The sequence below is a fragment of the Aeromonas sp. ASNIH5 genome (genome assembly GCF_002902865.1).
Taxonomy (GTDB): domain Bacteria; phylum Pseudomonadota; class Gammaproteobacteria; order Enterobacterales; family Aeromonadaceae; genus Aeromonas; species Aeromonas caviae.
Genome location: NZ_CP026122.1, coordinates 3661592 through 3678888, shown reverse-complemented (window position 1 = coordinate 3678888; position 17297 = coordinate 3661592). Strand labels below are relative to the sequence as shown.

At 56.9% G+C, this 17297-nt stretch carries 14 protein-coding genes and 1 pseudogene; 4 read left to right on the top strand and 11 right to left on the bottom strand.

The annotated features are described in order from the left end of the window. Position 1 precedes the first annotated feature (1 nt). From C2U30_RS17325 to C2U30_RS17295, 7 genes are all read right to left on the bottom strand, one after another. Positions 2 to 1441, bottom strand: a complete 1440-nt coding sequence (locus C2U30_RS17325; protein WP_103244180.1) for a DUF7017 domain-containing protein — start codon at positions 1439 to 1441, stop codon at positions 2 to 4. Beyond that, on the bottom strand, positions 1438 to 3540 hold the full coding sequence (locus tag C2U30_RS17320; RefSeq protein WP_158654922.1) for an ATP-dependent DNA helicase: 2103 nt from the start codon (positions 3538 to 3540) through the stop codon (positions 1438 to 1440). The genes C2U30_RS17325 and C2U30_RS17320 overlap by 4 nt, the downstream gene beginning before the upstream one ends. A 1-nt stretch (position 3541) precedes the next feature. Next, positions 3542 to 7174 carry a BREX system P-loop protein BrxC gene (gene brxC / locus C2U30_RS17315; protein WP_103244178.1) on the bottom strand — a complete coding sequence of 1211 codons (3633 nt, stop codon included), beginning with the start codon at positions 7172 to 7174 and terminating at the stop codon, positions 3542 to 3544. 28 nt (positions 7175 to 7202) lie between these two features. Beyond that, the gene (locus tag C2U30_RS17310; protein WP_004146420.1) at positions 7203 to 7778 is read right to left on the bottom strand and encodes a BREX protein BrxB domain-containing protein; all 576 of its coding nucleotides are present in this window, start codon (positions 7776 to 7778) and stop codon (positions 7203 to 7205) included. Beyond that, complete coding sequence (locus tag C2U30_RS17305; RefSeq protein WP_103244723.1) at positions 7759 to 8547, bottom strand: DUF1819 family protein; 789 nt, start codon at positions 8545 to 8547, stop codon at positions 7759 to 7761. Before C2U30_RS17305 ends, C2U30_RS17310 begins: the two co-directional genes overlap by 20 nt. Positions 8548 to 8549: 2 nt before the next feature. Continuing rightward, positions 8550 to 9050 (bottom strand): BrxE family protein, encoded by a 501-nt coding sequence (locus C2U30_RS17300; RefSeq protein WP_199767290.1) that lies wholly within the window; start codon positions 9048 to 9050, stop codon positions 8550 to 8552. A gap of 62 nt (positions 9051 to 9112) precedes the next feature. Beyond that, positions 9113 to 10027, bottom strand: a complete 915-nt coding sequence (locus tag C2U30_RS17295) for a WYL domain-containing protein (protein WP_103244176.1) — start codon at positions 10025 to 10027, stop codon at positions 9113 to 9115. Positions 10028 to 10343: 316 nt separating this feature from the next. Here C2U30_RS17295 and C2U30_RS17290 point away from each other — a divergent pair, with 316 nt between their 5' ends. Continuing rightward, positions 10344 to 10754, top strand: coding sequence for an IS110 family transposase (locus C2U30_RS17290; RefSeq protein ID WP_199767289.1), 411 nt, complete (start codon positions 10344 to 10346; stop codon positions 10752 to 10754). Between the two features lie 29 nt (positions 10755 to 10783). On the opposite strand, the gene C2U30_RS17285 is transcribed toward C2U30_RS17290, so the two are convergent. The 3 genes from C2U30_RS17285 to C2U30_RS17275 all read right to left on the bottom strand — a co-directional run bounded on the left by C2U30_RS17285 (position 10784) and on the right by C2U30_RS17275 (position 13996). After that, positions 10784 to 11284 (bottom strand): terminase, encoded by a 501-nt coding sequence (locus C2U30_RS17285; protein ID WP_199767288.1) that lies wholly within the window; start codon positions 11282 to 11284, stop codon positions 10784 to 10786. Positions 11285 to 12234: 950 nt separating this feature from the next. Continuing rightward, on the bottom strand, positions 12235 to 13755 hold the full coding sequence (locus C2U30_RS17280) for a helicase RepA family protein (protein WP_103244175.1): 1521 nt from the start codon (positions 13753 to 13755) through the stop codon (positions 12235 to 12237). A gap of 7 nt (positions 13756 to 13762) precedes the next feature. Continuing rightward, complete coding sequence (locus tag C2U30_RS17275; RefSeq protein ID WP_186301945.1) at positions 13763 to 13996, bottom strand: hypothetical protein; 234 nt, start codon at positions 13994 to 13996, stop codon at positions 13763 to 13765. A gap of 443 nt (positions 13997 to 14439) precedes the next feature. On the opposite strand from C2U30_RS17275, the pseudogene C2U30_RS23120 reads away from it, so the two are divergent. From C2U30_RS23120 to C2U30_RS17260, 3 genes and pseudogenes are all read left to right on the top strand, one after another. After that, positions 14440 to 14532: pseudogene (locus C2U30_RS23120) on the top strand (ATP-binding protein); the annotation flags it as partial. A gap of 86 nt (positions 14533 to 14618) precedes the next feature. Beyond that, positions 14619 to 14984: an ATP-binding protein gene (locus tag C2U30_RS23115; RefSeq protein WP_324761739.1), complete on the top strand. Its 366-nt coding sequence runs from the start codon at positions 14619 to 14621 to the stop codon at positions 14982 to 14984. A 261-nt stretch (positions 14985 to 15245) separates the two neighbouring features. Beyond that, complete coding sequence (locus C2U30_RS17260) at positions 15246 to 16667, top strand: IS66-like element ISKpn15 family transposase (RefSeq protein WP_032495448.1); 1422 nt, start codon at positions 15246 to 15248, stop codon at positions 16665 to 16667. Here C2U30_RS17260 and C2U30_RS17255 read toward each other — a convergent pair. Further along, positions 16622 to 17224, bottom strand: a complete 603-nt coding sequence (locus tag C2U30_RS17255) for a hypothetical protein (RefSeq protein ID WP_158654921.1) — start codon at positions 17222 to 17224, stop codon at positions 16622 to 16624. The genes C2U30_RS17260 and C2U30_RS17255 overlap by 46 nt on opposite strands. Positions 17225 to 17297: the final 73 nt, after the last annotated feature.

The following is a 17297-nucleotide window of genomic DNA, read 5'->3' as shown; positions in this document are numbered from 1 at the left end:
CTTAGAAGTCAGCGGAGAGCTGCTGCTCTTTTTTCTCGATGAATTTCACAGCACGCCAGCCGGTCTTACCTTGCTTGTTGGTACGCCGGATGGCCTGGCAGGTGACGTCGTATTGCACCCCAGGAGTGAAGGTCTCAGCCATCTCTGGGGCAACGAAGACGTCATCTCGGCCGGTACGGATGAATGCAAATGTCTTTCCCTCCTGCCTATTCAAGGTGCCGCTAAACATTTCGAACAGGCCAGGAATGGTTTGAGCCTCCGACATTCGCCAATCCAGAGGGTGACCCTCAGACTCGGAGCGACCAATCTCCACCATGGTACCGGGCAACAAGCTTGCCACCGTGGGAAATTTTTTATGCAATAGCCCGAAGCCGGTAGCGGCGCCGGTCGCTATATAGCTGAGTCCCTTTTCTGCATTGATGTGGTCAATGACACCGCGAGTGTAGGTAAGGTTTTCTCGGTCCAGTTGTTTAAGCAATGCAAGTGCACTGGACTCAGCTTTCGGTAGCGGCTGTAGAGAGTTATTGGCGAGTGCGTCTTGATACCAGTCACTGGTAAGCAGTTGATGCAGTTCCTGTGGCACTTTATAGGCATTCTTTTCCCTGTACTGCAGCGCCAAATTCGCCTGGAGTGCTGCCTCATTGAAACGGCCCGTGAGCGCGAGGCGCTGTGCCAAATGAATGCGAACCTTTGCGACTTCCTGCTCCTCCCGAGCCAGCTGGGTTGCATGGGCATAACAGGTCAGCGCATCCTGTGGGTGCTCAATTTCCAGGATTTCGCCTAGTAGCGACCATGGCCAAGCCGCGCGCGACTGGCGGCGCAACACTGGTGTCAATCGCTTGATCGCAAGGGCTGGCTCGCCGTTGGCCAAGTGCAGTTTGCTCTGGTAGTAGTTGAGCCATTGATCGTTTGGCTCATCCTTTAGCGCTTGCTCCAAAACGCCAAGGCCCCACTCGTTTAGCGCCTTATCCGACTGTGGATCGACGGCTTTAGTCGCTGTCTCACGGCAGACTGCGCGTATGAATCGTTTATGCAAACTATCTACAGTCTTTCCTGCCTCATTGACGAAAGGCTTCTTATCCTCTTCTGAAAAACTCTTGTTTCCCACCCAGCGGGCAAAACGCAGGAATTCAGACCAATCCTTGGATGCCTTCCCGGCAAGGCGAAGGAATTGTGAAAAAGCAGTATCGCCACGCAGCGCGTCAGCCATCTGCGAAAACTCGCGCATGTACGGTGATAACTGGACAGATAACGTAGCAGGAGACAGTTGCTTTGCCTCGTAACGATCGACGATTTCTTTTGCATGGTCATACAGTGCCCAGGCGTAGGCCCGAAGAAACCATACGTCAGCCGTGTTTTGGGGATACTCAGACCTAGCCAATTCCAGGGCTTCTGCATGCCTTTTTTGCTTGCGAAGTGCAAATATTTCACCGGAACTCACGGGCTTTCCTCTTTTTGCACTGTCATCAAGCTCTGTACTTCCTCATAGATGCCGTGGCTGCCGCCTGGCCCGCCGACTTCCTGAGCCGCCGTCCAAGTAAAAGCGCCGTCGTAGGTGAAATCGATCTCGCCTTTGCGCAAAGCATCTGAAAAACTTACTCGCAGCCGATACGGCATAGCCCTATGACCGATACGTTGAATCTCCGAGCTGGCAATGGCTGCATCCAGACCATCCAGAAATTCCTGTATGAACTGATTTGGCTGCTCCGTGCCTGATTTAGCAGACAGCGCACCAAGCGATGTCAGCGCGTCTTCTGCCAATTGACTATCGGATAAGGCGCCAGAAACAGATCCAGAACGACCAACCTCCAACTTGCCGTTGTAATAGTACTGAACTATGGCCCGTTTTCCATTGCGCAAGAGTGTGTAGCGCTCGCAATATTGCAAGTGCTGCAGCTGTTCAATTTCGATGCCCTGAGCCGCCCATACGAGGCGTAGCTGCTGATGGATTTTCATCAAGGGGGCAATTGCGGGTGTAAACGAAAGCCTTTGCCAGTCTGGATCAGCAGTGATTTCCTGAAGGTCCGCCTTGACAGGTTTTGTAGATACGCATGATGAACCCCTCCAAGCGATTTCACCGGCTGGTGTGAAGTCAGGCGGATTCACGATGATCAGTTTCTTTGTTGCACGGGTAATGGCCGTGTAGGCCCAACGAAAGAACGATGCATTGCGCGAGCCTGCCTTGGAATCGAAATCAACGATGACCGTATTCCATTCCCCGCCCTGCGCCTTGTGACAGGTCATGGCATAGCCGTACTTAACCTGGAGCGCATTAAAGTACGGGTCGTTGCGGATGGCACGACGGAATTCATCCGACTTTGGGTGCAGGCCAGGGTGGCGCTTTCGAAAATCCACCAGAAGCGCCCGCTGCTCCAATGGGTTCAATTCTCGGCCAGGTGAATCCAGGAGGTTCTCTAATACCAAACAGTTTGTCTGGATGACGCTGCCATCAGCATCACGAAAAGCCACTGTGGCATTGCGGAACCACAGCTCAACATGGTGACCTCCCCTGAGATTTACTGGTATGCATTGCGCGTCTTCTCCCACCTCCATGACCTTAACCAGATCGCCATTGCTGAGTAGGTTCGTTGTTGAGTTTTTGTTGATCAATAGCGTTTCGCCTGCCTGGATAGGCAGGCTGGCATCACCCCAACGACGATCTCTGATACTACGGTTGTAATCCAGCGCAGTGGCGTTGGAGTGCACCACGGCGACGTTGGATGCTTCTGTCTGCAACCCTTGAGCGATCAGATCGACGGCTCTTCGGGAATCGACCTGTTCAATATCTAGTCCGTTGGGCTGAAGTGAAAATTTATTGAATCGCTCAGCCATTATGGCGTCGCGCAACTCCGTGGCGCGGTCGAGAATGGCACTGTCCTGCGTCTGACGCATGACTGTTTTCAGATCGAACGAGTCCACCTTCAACTCGAAATGCTCACTCAGATACGCATCTGACAAGGCCGGTGACGCTTTTTCTCCAACCGGAGGTAGCTGCGCAGGATCGCCGATGAAAAGCAGCTTGGTAAGGTGATCCTTTGTGCGACCTGATCTGCTCATTCGAGCAAAGGTCACGATATCCATGAGTAGTCGACCGGAACCGAACTGCATGAAATCACCGTGATTCTCCTTATCTCCGACCATTGACGATTCGTCGATCACGAACAAGGAAACAACCGATTCCTCCTCCTTCAATGGAAAGATCATCCGCACTCCCGGGTCGTTGGCCGTCTCGGCCCCTTCATTCACCTCCAAATGGGTCAGCGTGTAGATCGCCCGATGGATAGTCGAACCTTCGTATCCATGGTTTCCAGTGATTTGCTTAATCTTGTTGCCAAGAATGCGGGCGGCCCGACCTGTCGGCGCCAGGAGACTACAGGAAAGGTTCATCTCCTCTAGCGTTTCGACCAGTTTGCCTATAAGTGTGGTCTTACCAGTGCCTGCACTGCCACGCAGTACAAATGCATCTCGGGAGTCATCAAGAAGAAAAGTTTTAATGGCGTCAAGCGCGGCGGATTGCTCTCCGGTCAGTTGTACTGCCATGCTACTCAGCCCCCCCGCCATTCATTACAAAGTTGACTTCCGCCTCTGCATAAAGGCCAAGCTGTGCCTTGATTTCCTGTAGCTGTTGGATCAACGCCTCAATGTCTGCAGCCGACGTCATCTTCACTGGAATCGCGATCGACTTGGTCAGCTTGGCTGGGCCTTTTTCTCCGTTCTTGGCGCGCTCTTGCTCTATGCGCTGGCGAAGCCTCTCCTGGCCTTGGCTCTGAATGAACCGCTTCAGGTCGTCGAGGGTGCTGTTGATGTCGTAGTCGCGGGCCAACAGCTTCTTGAGTCCAGCCAGATCCTGCGTTGCTGCCAGGGCGAGTCCGTCCAGCCGGTTCACGGCGTTGCCGCGCTCCTCCTGGGTGAGTTCTTCCCACTCGGGGATGCGCTGCAGATCCTCGACGCCTTCCTTCAAACGCAGCTTTTGCTGGTCGGAGAGCGTGATGACGGCATCGCGTACGCGGCCCTTCAGATGGGTGAGCTGCGAATTGAAGTCGGCGGCGTGCTTGTAGAAGTCTTCTTTGCCAAGGCGCTCTGACAGTGTTCCCAGGTCTTCGGCGAGTTCGCGGCGCAACTCTCCTGGCACGCCAGTGTCCGGCAAGGCCTCGATGTCGCGGCGATGGGCTTGCAAGTCGCGCAAGGTGGCGTCGAGCCCGTTGTCGAGCGCCCGCTTCACTTCGAGGGCCCACTTGAGGTTGTCGTAGATGGCTGAAATTTCGGCACCCAGGCGCTGCGGAGCGTCTGAGGCATCGGTGAACAGGACGTCGGCAATGTCCTGGTTCAAGGTGCGAATGCGGTCACTGCCTGCCAACCCAAGGCCGCTGAGCTTTTCGGCCAAGGAGCCGTAGTCGTGCTGGAAGCGCGGAAAGTGCTTCGCCGCCGCCTTGCTGATCTCTTGCTCCAGCGGGATCACCATGTCTCCCACCAGTTCAGTGAGCCGCTCAGCGGCGCGGCCGAGCGTTTCGATGGACGGGCGTTCGTCGCGCAGTGCGACGCCGATCTGTTTGAAGGAGTTGTTGGTCTTCAGGGCATCGATCGCCTGTTGTCCAGCAGCTGTGACTTCACGGCCCGAGACCTTAAGCTTGATTTCGCCCGCCATGAGCATGGCGGCCACGATGTAGCGCGTGGTATCAGGTGACCAGCCAAACGGGTCGCTGCTGAAGTCGTCGAGCAGGCGCTTGCCATCGACCGTGCCACGCTTGTCGATGTAGTCGCGGATGCTGATCATCGCCTTATGGTCGGTCTTGAACGAGGCACGACCGGCCACGGTTTGCACCAGACCGAGCGGATCCAGCGCACTGCTGATGGCTGCGGGGTTGGCGACCTTGAGAAATTTCTCGGCGGTGTCAGTTCCCGCACGCACCGGAGCTTCTACGTACCGGTCGAACACTTGGTCGGCCACGTCAGAGAGCAGTTTTTTAGCGGCTTCCAGTAGGTCGGCGTCCAGTGCCGATACCGCCGTGGCCTGCCCACGGAACACAAATGAACCTGCCTGCAGGGTTTGCTTGATCTTGCTCTGGAGCTGGGTAGCCAGCTTGGCAGCACGGTCGAGCTGGCCGGTGCAGTAGTCCTTGACCTCTTGGTCAGGCTCGTTGCGATGTAGTTCGGCGATGCGCTGGCAGCGATAGATTTCGTTTGCCAGATCGTCGAGTTCGGAATTGGTGCGAGCCAGGAGCCCGATGACATTTCGACCCGCCCGGCTGCGGGAGTCATCCAGCATCCGGTTCTTGGCGGTGTCGTAGTCGCTGGCGGGCACCAACTCGACAACGGTCTGGATGGTGCTCTGATCACCGGCTAGGCTGGTGATGGCGCTGCCGGACTGGACTTTCAGGCCCGTTGCAACGGCCATCGTGCCATGGAGACTGACACGGGGTAGCGGATCGAAGGACTCGCGCAACGCATCGTTGAAGATGCGCTTCACGTCCACGGTGCGCAGTGCAATGGCACCGCGCTCCTGCTCGATATCTCGCAGCTTCTCGCTGAGGAACACGAGATTACCATCCTTTTCGCCGAGCGGCACATGCACATCGTTCAGCATCTCTTCGACGGCTTTCTTGACCGTGTCGAGCTGCGAAGGTGCCGTGACGGAGGGATGCATCAGGCTGGCGACGTTCTGCACCGAGACTGGCAAGTTGCCGAGGATCTGCAACACGGCGACGGACTTAGCGATGTCCTGATGGAGCTGCGAGTCCGGGAAGCGAATCTGCACCTTGCCGACCGCCTGGTGGATCGACGTGAAGGCACGGCGAATGTCCTTTTCCAGTTCGTCGTACAGCGTCACCGTGGTGGCCAGCCAGCCCACAGGCTGATCGGCCATTGCCTTAGAGCCGCCTTCGCCTTTCAGGACATCCTGGATCACCTTGATCGCGGAGCGCAGGCCAATGCCGCCAGTGGACTTGGCGAGCGCGCCCAACAGGTGCAGCAGGATGTCGAAATGCGCCGGCAGGAACGGGTAGAGATTGGTGAAACTCTCTTTGCTGAAGTCCGCGTCGTAGTACTTGGCGTCTTGCAGCTTGGTGTTGTGTCGCAGTGCCTGGCCGTGGGCGTCGAACAGCTTGCCGAGTTCGGTTTCACCCGCTGGTGATTTGCCGAGCAGACGGCGATAGCAGATCTCTTTGATGTCGCTCGATTCGAGGTCGATCTGGATCGGGAAGCGGTCCTTGAGCTTGTAGAGCTTGTCGGAGTTCAGTGCGGCGCGTGGGTCGTCTTCCGTCAGCGTCTGCTGCGCGGTAGAGATAATCCATGCCTTGCCGTCGCCCAGGCGCTTGAGGTTCTTGGCCAGGCCATCGAGGTTGAGGATCAGGTTGTCGCGAGAGGCCACGTACTGACCGACCTCGTCGACAATGAAAATGATGTTCTGCTTGCCGCTTTTTTCGCGGACGATGTCGATCATCTCCTGCACGCGCTGGTCTTCGAACTGGAAGAAGCCCTCGGTGCTGGAAGAGAAGGACTTGGCCTCGGGGAAGAGTGCTGGGTACATCTCATGGGCGATCTTGGGGATCAGTCCATCGATTGCCAGTGGGTTGTTCTGTACTCGGGCCCAGGTTGCGCCCGGCAGTGCGTTGGAGATCCGTTCATGGAGCTCATGTGTGCGGCCATCCTTTTCGACCATGCGCTCGAAGGCCGCGACCTTGAGGTTGCGCGAGTAGCCGGCCCACTGCAGCACTTTGAAATATAGGACTGTGGAAACATCTTCCATCGTGGCGCCGGCGAGCATTTCGCTGGCGAGGTCGAGCATGACCACAGCGGCAGGGAAGCGCTTCGCCACAGTGCTGAGGAGGGCCTTGGTTTGTGGCTTGTGCAGGCGGTCCTGCAGGTAATTGATGAACGGCGTGCCGTCGATGGTGCGCTGATCGTCAAACGCCAGGCCGAGATATTTGGTGAACGAGCTCTTACCGGAGCCGTAGAAGCCTGAGACCCAGACGCCCACCTCGTTTTCACCACCGGACTCCATCGCGAGCTGTATGCGATCGAGGAGCTTGCGAAACTGCTCCTCAATGCTTTCGGTGACCACGTATTCGGAGATCTCAGCCTTGAGGCGGCCTTCTTGCGAGGCGCCATAGGTGATGACCTTCTCAATGGTCCGGTAGATGTCCTTGCTTGGGTCGAAGAGTGAGCGAATGGTCATAGGTTTATCCCAGGGTTCTTTTGTCTGTTCAGCCGCCGACGTGGACGGAGCGGTAATTGCCGTCTTCCGGGTAGAAGCCGAGAAACTTCAGGCGCGTCTTGCCGGTTCGCACGCCGGGGTACAGAAAAATCGTCGGCACATGAAACTTGCCCTGGAGCTGGCTCTCGATGGCGCCGATGCGCATAAACGGATGCAGTGCCTCAAGGTCCGTTACCAAGAGCAGCGCGTTCTGCTGGCCTTCGAGCGGCTGCAGGGCATCCTCAAGTCGCTTCAGCAGGCCGTTATCCGCCGTCAGAATGTCCGCCAGCGCCTTGTTGGTACGCGGCCAATCCAGCGGAGCGGACTTGTCCTCCATCACGCACAGCGACCAAAACGGGTCGTCTTTGAGCAGGGCCCAGATCTGTTCAGCGATGGAGAACGTGTGCACGTCCCAGCCTTCCTGATGCAGCTTGGCCACCCAAGCGGGCGTTTGCCGCTTCACCTCGAGGATCTGCTCTGGTGGGAAGACTAGGTAGTAAATCGGCTCGAAGCTCGCATGACCGAGCTCACGCCCGTGGCGGATGCGCTCGCGCAATTCGTCGAAATCAGCTTTGAGTGAGGACATCGCAGAGCGCCTCCATGTCTTGTTGTTTCCAGCTGATGCGGATCACGTCGCCAGCAGCCTGGACGATGAGCAACCCCTTCAGCGAGAGTCGTTTGATTTCCTCCAGCACGTCTTCCCGTGCCAGGCCAAACAGCTGCCAGTCTTCGTGGGTCAGCAGCGCGTTATCACCCACGCCGGAAAAGTGCAGCTCATAGGCTAGATATGCAGCCGCAGACGGCGAGATGCGGAACGGCAGGATGCGGCGGCTCGAACGCAAACCGCGCTCAAGCATTCCGTAGTCGGCGCAGCACCCGGTCAGGTAGGCGGAAACGCGCCGCACTGTCGTCTCAGACCAGCGTTTAACTGTCTTGCCATCATCGATGCCTCGCTCGACAAAGGCACGGGCGTCTTCATTGGTGATCTGTGTGTATCCACCGGCGTATCGAGCCCAGTAAACGTGGCGCACGAAGTCACCAAGAATGGGATTGGCGCGGCTCGTGAAAACCAGCATGAGCTGCGTCAGATCAACAGTGGAAATTGTTGTCGACAGGCGCTTGAGGTGAGCAGCCGGTGTACCGCCATTGACCAGATAGCGCGGGGCAAAGCATTCGACGACGATATTGCGGAGTCGGCGCGCGGTAACTGTGGGGAATCGACCAGACTCCAGCGCGACTTGATGCAACTGATTCGCCGACATGCCTGGCGACCACAGCTCGAGCAGCGTCTTGGTCTCGTTGACGAGCCCAAGGCCTGCTTGTAACTGTGTCGTGTAGGGCTTGTTGTCGGCCACGATCAACCCACCAGATACGGATATGTTTTGGCGTCCTGCGTGAACGCCGATAGATAGGCTGCCGCGATGGCCTTCAGGGTGTCGGTGGAATCGATTTCCTTGATGCTTCCGACCGCCGTTGGCCCCACGCTGGACGTGGCGCTCGTCGATGCCAAGCGCTTCAACGCATCCAGCGCAGCCTCTTTACTGGGTGGTACCTGGCTGGCAAGCTCTTCCCCCGCGCTGCTTTGCACGATCGTATGCAGGTCTTGTTCGACTTCTTCAGGCAGCCGGAACAGGTGGTAGCTACCCACGCTCAAATGCTCGTCGTGCAATCGTCTGGCTGCTTCCAGCACACCGTGGTACTGAGCAAGGCGAGGTGTTTTCGAGAAGACCGGCTCCAGGAAGAGCCGGCTTGATGCCTCATAGAACGCCGTTGGCCACCAGGCGCACTGCGCACGCTCGCCAAGGAAGCCAACAAGCATCCTCATTTGCAGCAACGTGGGTAGGTAGGATTCTTTCATCTCAACTCTCGTCATTCGTTTGTTCTGTCGACGCAACTGGCGTAGGCAGTTGTATCCATTGCTCAGTCACATTCCGCTCCCGAGCGAGCCGCATCCAAGGGCGCATACCCCGGCGCCAGCACAGCGTTCTTAACGCCATACAAAGCCAAGTGGTCCTTAAGCCAAAGTCTGTACTCAGGCCCACGAAGGCTATGGTCTGCGGAGCAGTCGACGCTCCATTTGCGCAAGATGTAGCCGGCAGTCGCTGCCCGGAGCTTCATCTTCACCATGCCGCCGGTCATGCCGTAATCCATCTCCGCGATCTCGGGTCGCGGTTGATCGGGGTGTGGCACCAGCTCCAGCTCCACAATCCGTGTCCATTGAATGTCCTGGTCACTTTTTTCATGGGGCAGGACTTCGCTCTCTTTCAGCATCATGGATCGCTGCATGCGCGTGATGACGAAGTCTCGGAAATCTTTGCTGTGACGATCGAAGGCGCGCACATGCCAGCACAGACCGTTGTCGATTAACGCAAACGGTACGATCTCGCGCTCGATGTCGCAGCTCGACAGGGAGTGGTAGGAGACTTTTAGCGGGCGCTCCTGATGGATTGCCCGGGTCACACAAGCGAGTGTGTCGAGTCCTGGCTTCGTGAACCTGGAAGGAATTTCACAAGTGATCCAGGACTTGAGGGCCGAAGGCTCGCCATCACCAAAACCCTGTGAGAGCCACGCCAAGACCCGCTCTGCCGGGAAATCAAAGACAGGCGTGAATCCATCCGCGTAGCAGTACACCTTGCTCTTGGTGTCGTAATCCAGGTTGCCAGGGGCGAGATCCTTGTAGATTCCGATGTCCCGGGTTGCCGCTGCCGCCTGGATGCCAAAGCGTGACACCAGGTCTTGGCGGCGAATATCTCCGATGAAGCGCAGGCGCAACTCAATGAACGCAAGTCGGTCGCGCTGGGGCTGGGTCAAGTCTGCAAGCTGTTCGTTGGACATCCTGGCTGCCGTTTCGGGTTAATGATCGCTAGTTGGTGCTCTTGCGGGTAGTATATGCCTCGCACGATAACATGTCGATGAGTTGATGCTGCGTATCAGTCCATCGCATTTTATTACTGACAAGAGACCAGGATGAGGTAGTCGTTCACCGGGACAGTATTGGCCACCTTGCAATCTCGAAGTTTGAGGTGTGGGATAGGGACACATCGGTAGGGTTAATGTGTGGACCCGTGAGTGGTGGCACCTTGTGACCCCGTTTAGGAATGTGATCAAATCCGAGTCCCCGTCCGGCACTATCTGTGATGGAGGGGTATTAATGAAAAAGCACAACGCTGAGCACGGTTTACCGATCATTCATGCACGCGCCGTTGGCATCGATATCGGCGCGCGGTTCCATGTGGTCGCGGTGCCCACCGCTCTCACCGAAGAGCCAGTCCAAACCTTTCAGGCCTTCACGACTGATCTGGAACGCATGACGGCCTGGCTGGTCGAGCTCTGGATCACCACCGTGGCGATGGAGTCGACAGGCGTGTATTGGATATCCGTTTACGAGATCCTGGAGACCCATGGCTTGCAGGTCGTGTTGGCCAATGCCCGGGATGCTCGGGCAGTCCCTGGGCGCAAAACCGACGTCAATGATGCGCAGTGGATCCAGCGATTGCATGCCTGTGGCTTGCTGCGTGCCAGCTTCCCGGACGAGATTACAGCGCTGATTCTTGAGCTTTAATTCACTCTTGCACTTTCAGTCATCCTTTATCACATTGCCGTCTTGTCCCTGTTGGGGGGATACACGAACGTGATGGTCGATTTCACCTTTTCGCTCCCGCTGTTGGCGCAAGAGTTTTCTTGCCGCACCCCGTCACCGTACTTCTTGGGGGCCAGCTTCGATGCCAGCCATTTACGGGCATCTATCTGCAGGCGGGAGCGTGCAATCGCATCATGGTTAACTTTGACGTTGCCCCTGGCATCGAGGTAGGTGTCATTGCTACCGTCATCGGCAATCTGGAGGATCTCCTCGGCCAATTTATCGGCCTGATCCTCGCGCGCGCACGCGTACTGGTCCCTAAATTCTATGTAGCGCTCATCAGCCAGCCAGCGCATCACCATGGATTTGGACGGCATGCCCGGACGTGCAAGCACTGCACGTAAACTCATCCCATCAGCAATGGCGCTGCATATAGCCTCACCCAACTCGTTCGTGAATGCGCTTCGACGGCCTCTAGGTAGCGGCTTGGAGTCCGACGTATTGGTTTCCATAGTGGAAACCTGAGAAGTGAAAACTGGGATCAAAACCTTAGTTGTTGAATTTACATGTTCGGCTCCAAGTATAGGGGCCTTTGGCATATCTGAAGATGAGGAAACGTTACCTAGTGTTGCGACTCTGAACCAATTGCGCGTCTTGGCCCGCTTGTTGATGGCGGTATGTGAGACGCCGTGCTCTATCGCTATCTGGCGCACACTCTGGCAGCCAGCACAGAACGCCAGTTCGATACTGTGCCAGTTTGGGGAGTCTGTTGTTGATATAGGGGTGTTGGTCATAGGCGACCAGTATTTGCTAGGGGGCAAGTTGGTATCCAGCCCCACAGGGGGAGGCCGGTAACCGCCGCCCGGATGTGCGGCGATAAACCAATTCACCTTTCCCCTATCAGCTTCTCCCTCTTGAGCATATGTGCTGACTCTATGGTGCTATCGCTGTAGTGGAGCCGCGCCCCACCTACAATGGTGTGTCTGGCAATGCCACTTTTTGATGACATGGTCGTCCATCCAGATGGTCTGTGGCCCACTTTGCACCTTCCCTAGCAGGGTCAGCGGATTACGCATCCGGCGCTAAGCTACTCAGGGCAAGGCATTACGGCCAGCAGCGGGAAAAAACGTGTGCAAAAACGAAAAAAGGCCCTGGGGGACCTTTGACCATGATACTTTTAGCGGGCTTTGCCTGCTTCCGGATCTCCTTCTCGAATTTTTCCTAGGACAGCGCCTTGTCGCGAAATAGCTGCCACTTCGCCATCACTAGGTCATCACTTTTACTCGCCATCACTACCACCTGAAAAAATAGACCCAGTGATGGCCGCCTTATCCCAGTAACCGCGCGGTTTTCAGGTCAATTTATCCCCTTCACCATCACTTTATTCGTATAAGCAAGAAAAGTGATGGTGGCTGGTTATTTGCAGTGATGGCCATCATCGGCCATCACCTCACCATCACTTTTAGTCCTCGGCGCTCCCCATTACCCAGACTGTCTTTTTTTGGGAGTCGAAACCGATAACCCCCTCATCTATCAGCTTCTTGAACCAGCGGGAGCCGTTGGCTTTGTGCCAAGTGCCCGCCGCCTTCATCTGCTCGATGATGGTTGCCCGCTTGGCGGGCCCTCCCTGCTTTTCGCAAGCCTCCCGGATGACGTGGAACAGCGCCTTGTGGTTCACGGTCACGTTGCCAGCATCCTCCAGTTCGTCAGGGTCTGCCGGGTCGCGACTATCAGCGATAACCACCAAGCTCGTTACCTCGTCGTTGTCGTCGTCATAACAAACGACACGGGTACGCAGGTCGTATGCGCGGCGGCCGGGCTCGTCGCCGTCCTTCATTTTGGTGCAGAGCAAGGTGAACGCTTGGGCGTCTGTCACTTCACGCTTGAGAAGAAATTCAGCATCCAGGGCAGCACGGAACGCGCTGGAGCCGCGAGCGCCGTTGTCCTCGTTCTTACCGGTGTGGTGAACCAGAAGAATAACGGCCTTGGTCAGCGCCTTGATTGTGTCGCAACCGTTGATGAAGGCCCCCATATCCGCAGCCCTATTCTCATCGGCACCACCAAAGCAGCGAGCCACCGTATCAACCACAATGAGCCGCACGGGCTGACCGGTAGCCTCCTTCACCTGATTAACGGCAGCATTCAGGCGGGCGATCTGGGCACCATCAGCCATGAATACCGGCATATCAATGCGGTAGAAGTTGAACACATCCTGACCACGGTTGTACTGGTCGCACCAAGCGCGGATGCGCCGTGACACACCTGGGCCACCCTCACCAGCGATATAGAGCACAGCGCCCTCCTCCACACGGCGACCATCCCACTCCTTGCCGGTCGCAACATGGCAAGCCAGCGACACGGCAGCAAACGACTTGTACGAGCCGGACGGGCCGTAGATGGAACACATGCTCTCAGCAGGCAGCAGCCCCTTGATCAAATACGCCGATTGCCGATCAAACCCGGCATAACCAGCAACCAACGGGAATGACTCGGGTTGATGGGCCTCATCATTAGCAGCCAGCACGGCATTCACCAAATTGTCCCAGGGTTCGGCTGTGTCACCATTGCGCCCGCGATAGATGGCGGCATTGGGTGCCTGCTTGCGCAGCTCGGAGGCCAGCCGTTGCAGCTTCTGGACTGGGAGGGAACCGCGAACATGAATGATTAACTTGGTCGTCATGTCACCATCAGCCATCTGATACAGCTTGCCGCCTTCCTCCAATTGCTTATTGCTCACGTAGAGGCTCTGGACTGGCTCCTGCTCTCCGGTGATGGGGTCGGCGGATTGGATGGAGACATTGTTGGTACGCTGCCAGATTTCGCGGTTCTCGGCGTTCGGGTCTGCTTGGTGCCCAGTATGGATAACGATGGTGCCCAAACTCTTCAGGTCCGAAAACTTGGTGAAGGGCGCCATTTGCACGACATTCTGCACGTCATTGGCACGGGGGCCGCGCTGTGCTTGAGTTTCAGTGGGTTTGGTCATCCGTCACCTACTGCTGCTCAGGCAATTGACCGGCCAGCCACAGGCCGAACATCGGCACGTTGATATACAGCTTCTTGCCTACCAGGCGAGAGCAACGCTCCAAGCCAGGACGTTCAGCCCGCTTCCAGAACAAGTGTTTCAGCGATGCTTTGGAAAACTGCGGATACGCCTTCGGCAGCTCTACCATGGCAACCCAGTTATTCAGGTCTTGCGACATCGAAATAAGACTCATTTCATTCATTGTATTTTCTCCTGAATAATGTCTCTAAACTGCGGTTGAACCCGGCCTAGTCAGGACCGGCGAGGACATGTTTACCCGAACCTCATGGGCGAAACCGGAAGCAAACAAAAAATAGTTTTCTTCCGAATAGATGATCGCTGTAGGAATAGAGATCTCAGATGAAGGTTGTGAGATGGTAAGGCGCCGAGCCCAGCACCAGAGTGATGTCATGAGTCTGCTTTGTACCCCAAAAGGCGGGACGTTAAATTGCTGCAAGTTGCCGAAACAGGGGGGCTGGGGCTCTTCGTGCCCATCAAGCAGGCCCTGCAGTCTCTCGGCAATAGCAAATGGCTAGGCAGTCTGTCCAGCCGGGGGGAGGGCGCGGGGCGCTGCACGCCCTGAAACTGACCGGGATGGCCGAGGCACTGCAACAACACTAGGAGCAGGCTGGCACCTATGAGGGGCTGGCGTTTAGCAAGCGGCTGAGCCTGCTGGTTGAACATGAGCAACTGAGCCGGGAGCAGCGTAAGCAGATCCGGTTGGTGAAGCAGGCCAGGCTCAAGATCCAGGCCGCGGTGCAGGAGGTGGACGACCATTGTGCGCGTAACCTTGACCGGCCAGCCTGGCACAAAGGGAGTGACTGGTGCGCGGGCAGAACCTGCTGTTCACCGGTCCCTGTGGTAGTGGCAAGACCTATCTCACCTGCGCGCTGGGCGCTCAGGTGTGTCTGCAAGGGTGCAGCACCCGCTACTACCGGCTGTCACTGCTGCTGTTGGAACTGGGTCAGGCCAGGGTGGATGGCAGTGACCCCCGGATGCTGAACCATTTGGCCCGGCTTGAGTTGTTGATCCTGGATGACTGGGGACTGGGGACTGGAGGCGATGGTGAATGCAGAGCAGCGCACGGTCTGCTGGAAGTCATGGATGATCAGTACGGGAAATCGTCGACGGTAGTGGTGAGCCAACTGCCGATGGAAGGGTGGCACTCGAGTCTGACCATGACAGGCTAATCCCGTCCAAATGCCTTCTTGTTCAAATCGTTCAATTTGTCCAAACTTAACTCACCCGTTTCGGCGCAATAGAGCGACCCGACATTGTCCTCGATTTGCTTTATAGCCTCCTTTGCCCTTTTGTCGACCTTGTCAACGTCAGGGAGGTCGCTAAGAAGTAAGTATTCACCGGAACAGTATTGACACAGGAAAAATGAGACGATCGTCTCTTGATCCCACTTTCCTGCTTGCTTGATCCTGCTCCTTAGATACGCTCCCCCCATGAGCAAAAACACCATGCATTCCGCGGGAATGCCCACCACTCTGGAGCAGGCCAACGAGCTGATTTATAAGCTCCTCGACCGCATCGCCGAGCTGGAGGACCGCCTCAATCAGCACAGCGGCAACTCCTCCAAGCCGCCTTCCAGCGACGGCCCCGGTGCACCGCCGCCGGCCCGCAAGCGTCCGGCGTCCGGCAAGCAACGGGGGGCGCAGCCCGGTCACAAGGGACATCGCCGCGAGCGGCATCCGCTTGATGCCCGCCTGACCCTGGTCCCGCATTACCCTGCCGCCGATTGCGCTTGCTGTGGCGGGGACATGGTGGCCCATGCCAAACCCTATCAGGTTCATCAGGTGTTCGAGCTGCCCGAGGTGAGCTATCTCGTCACCGAACACCAACTGTATCGTGCGACCTGCTCACGGTGTATCGGCACGACCCAGGCCGCACTGCCAGACAACGTCAGCAGCAGCCAGATGGGGGCCAATCTGCTCAGCTACATCGCGCTGCAAAGCGGCCAGTTTCACCAGAGCGTCAGCCAGATACAGCAGCAGCTCAAACAGCATTTCGGCCTGAGTTTTAGCCGGGGCGCCATCAGTGAGGCGCAGGGGCGGGTGAGTGCCATGCTCACCCCGACCTACCAGGCCATCAAGCAGCAGGTGCAGACGGCCACCCACGTTCATGCCGATGAGACCCGGCATCAGCGGGGTGGAGAGCGCCGCTGGATGTGGCTGGCGCTGAGCAAGATAGCCGTCTGCTTCATGACGGCCTATGGCCGTGGTCAGGAGGCGGCCAAGCGGCTGCTGGGCGCCGAGTTTGACGGGGTGCTGGTGACCGACCAGTACGCCGGCTACCGGTTTATCGACGCCGACCAGCGGCAACTGTGCTGGGCCCACGTGGCCCGCAATCTCGTGGCCATCGCCGAGAGTAGCGAGCAGTGCAACCAGCCCATCGGTGCCCGGTTGGTCTTGCTGGCGGATGCGGTGTTTCGTACCCGGCACCGTTGGGAAAGCGGTGCGTTGAGCAAGCAGAAATACCTGCGCAGGCTCGCGCGTTACCGGCAAAGCTGGCGAAGCCAGTTGGAGCGCGGCGCCCTGTTGTGCAGCAAACGCTACCGTGGACGATGCCAGTTGCTGCTGCGGGATGACGAGATGCTGTGGCGGTTTATGACTGACGACGAAATAGCGCTGACCAACAACGAGGCGGAGCGGGCGCTGCGTGGCTATGTGCTCTGGCGCAAGGGTAGCTACGGCGTGTGGTCTCACCGGGGCGAGCTGTTTCGCCAGCGCATCCTGTCGTTGGTGGAGACCGGCAAGCGATTGGGCCGCTGCCCACAGGAGTGGTTGAGGGCCGTGGTCAGGGCGTGCATCGAGAAGACAGATTATCCCATCCCGGCAGAACTGATGCCGTCAACCCCGTCCTGGTGAATAGATACGCTAAGAAGACCATCGAGGTCTTTATTTTTCAAGCGGTCCCGGAGTACATTCAGCGCATAGCTGATCCTATCACTTCGAGCGCTAAGGAGTGTGTATACCGTCCGATCCGTAACACCGAGATGCTTTGCGATGTTGCTCTGGTTGCGAGGATATCGCTCATTGATGTATTGGACGAATGCTGGGAGCCCACAACTCTCCCCCCCTCTTGAGACAGTAGACCATAGAGGTTTGTTCTTAAGGTGACGCGCTAGGCCCTCAGCAACAAACTTCATCACCCAGCGCGCTGGGATTCCATCCTGGTTGACGACGCTGTTGTAGTGGGCTACCACCATGTGAACTACGTGCTTGTTTTTGGCATAGACTTTCCAATCAGTCAGATTGGTTCCACCGTGATGTGCTTTGGCAATGTTTTTGGCAAGCAGTTTACAGAAATCCTCGAAGCTATCGACTTCGTCGAAGTAGTTCATCAGAGATGTGTCCCATACGGAATCGGCTGCTCGCTCACCTTGTTGAGCTGCAGCCTTGGTGAATATGCTTGAAGTGTTCATCTTGGAACTCGTCTTCAAGTGTGCTCAATAGCCCTCGAACCACTGGCGCAATTGCGAAGGCTTTTTACATGGC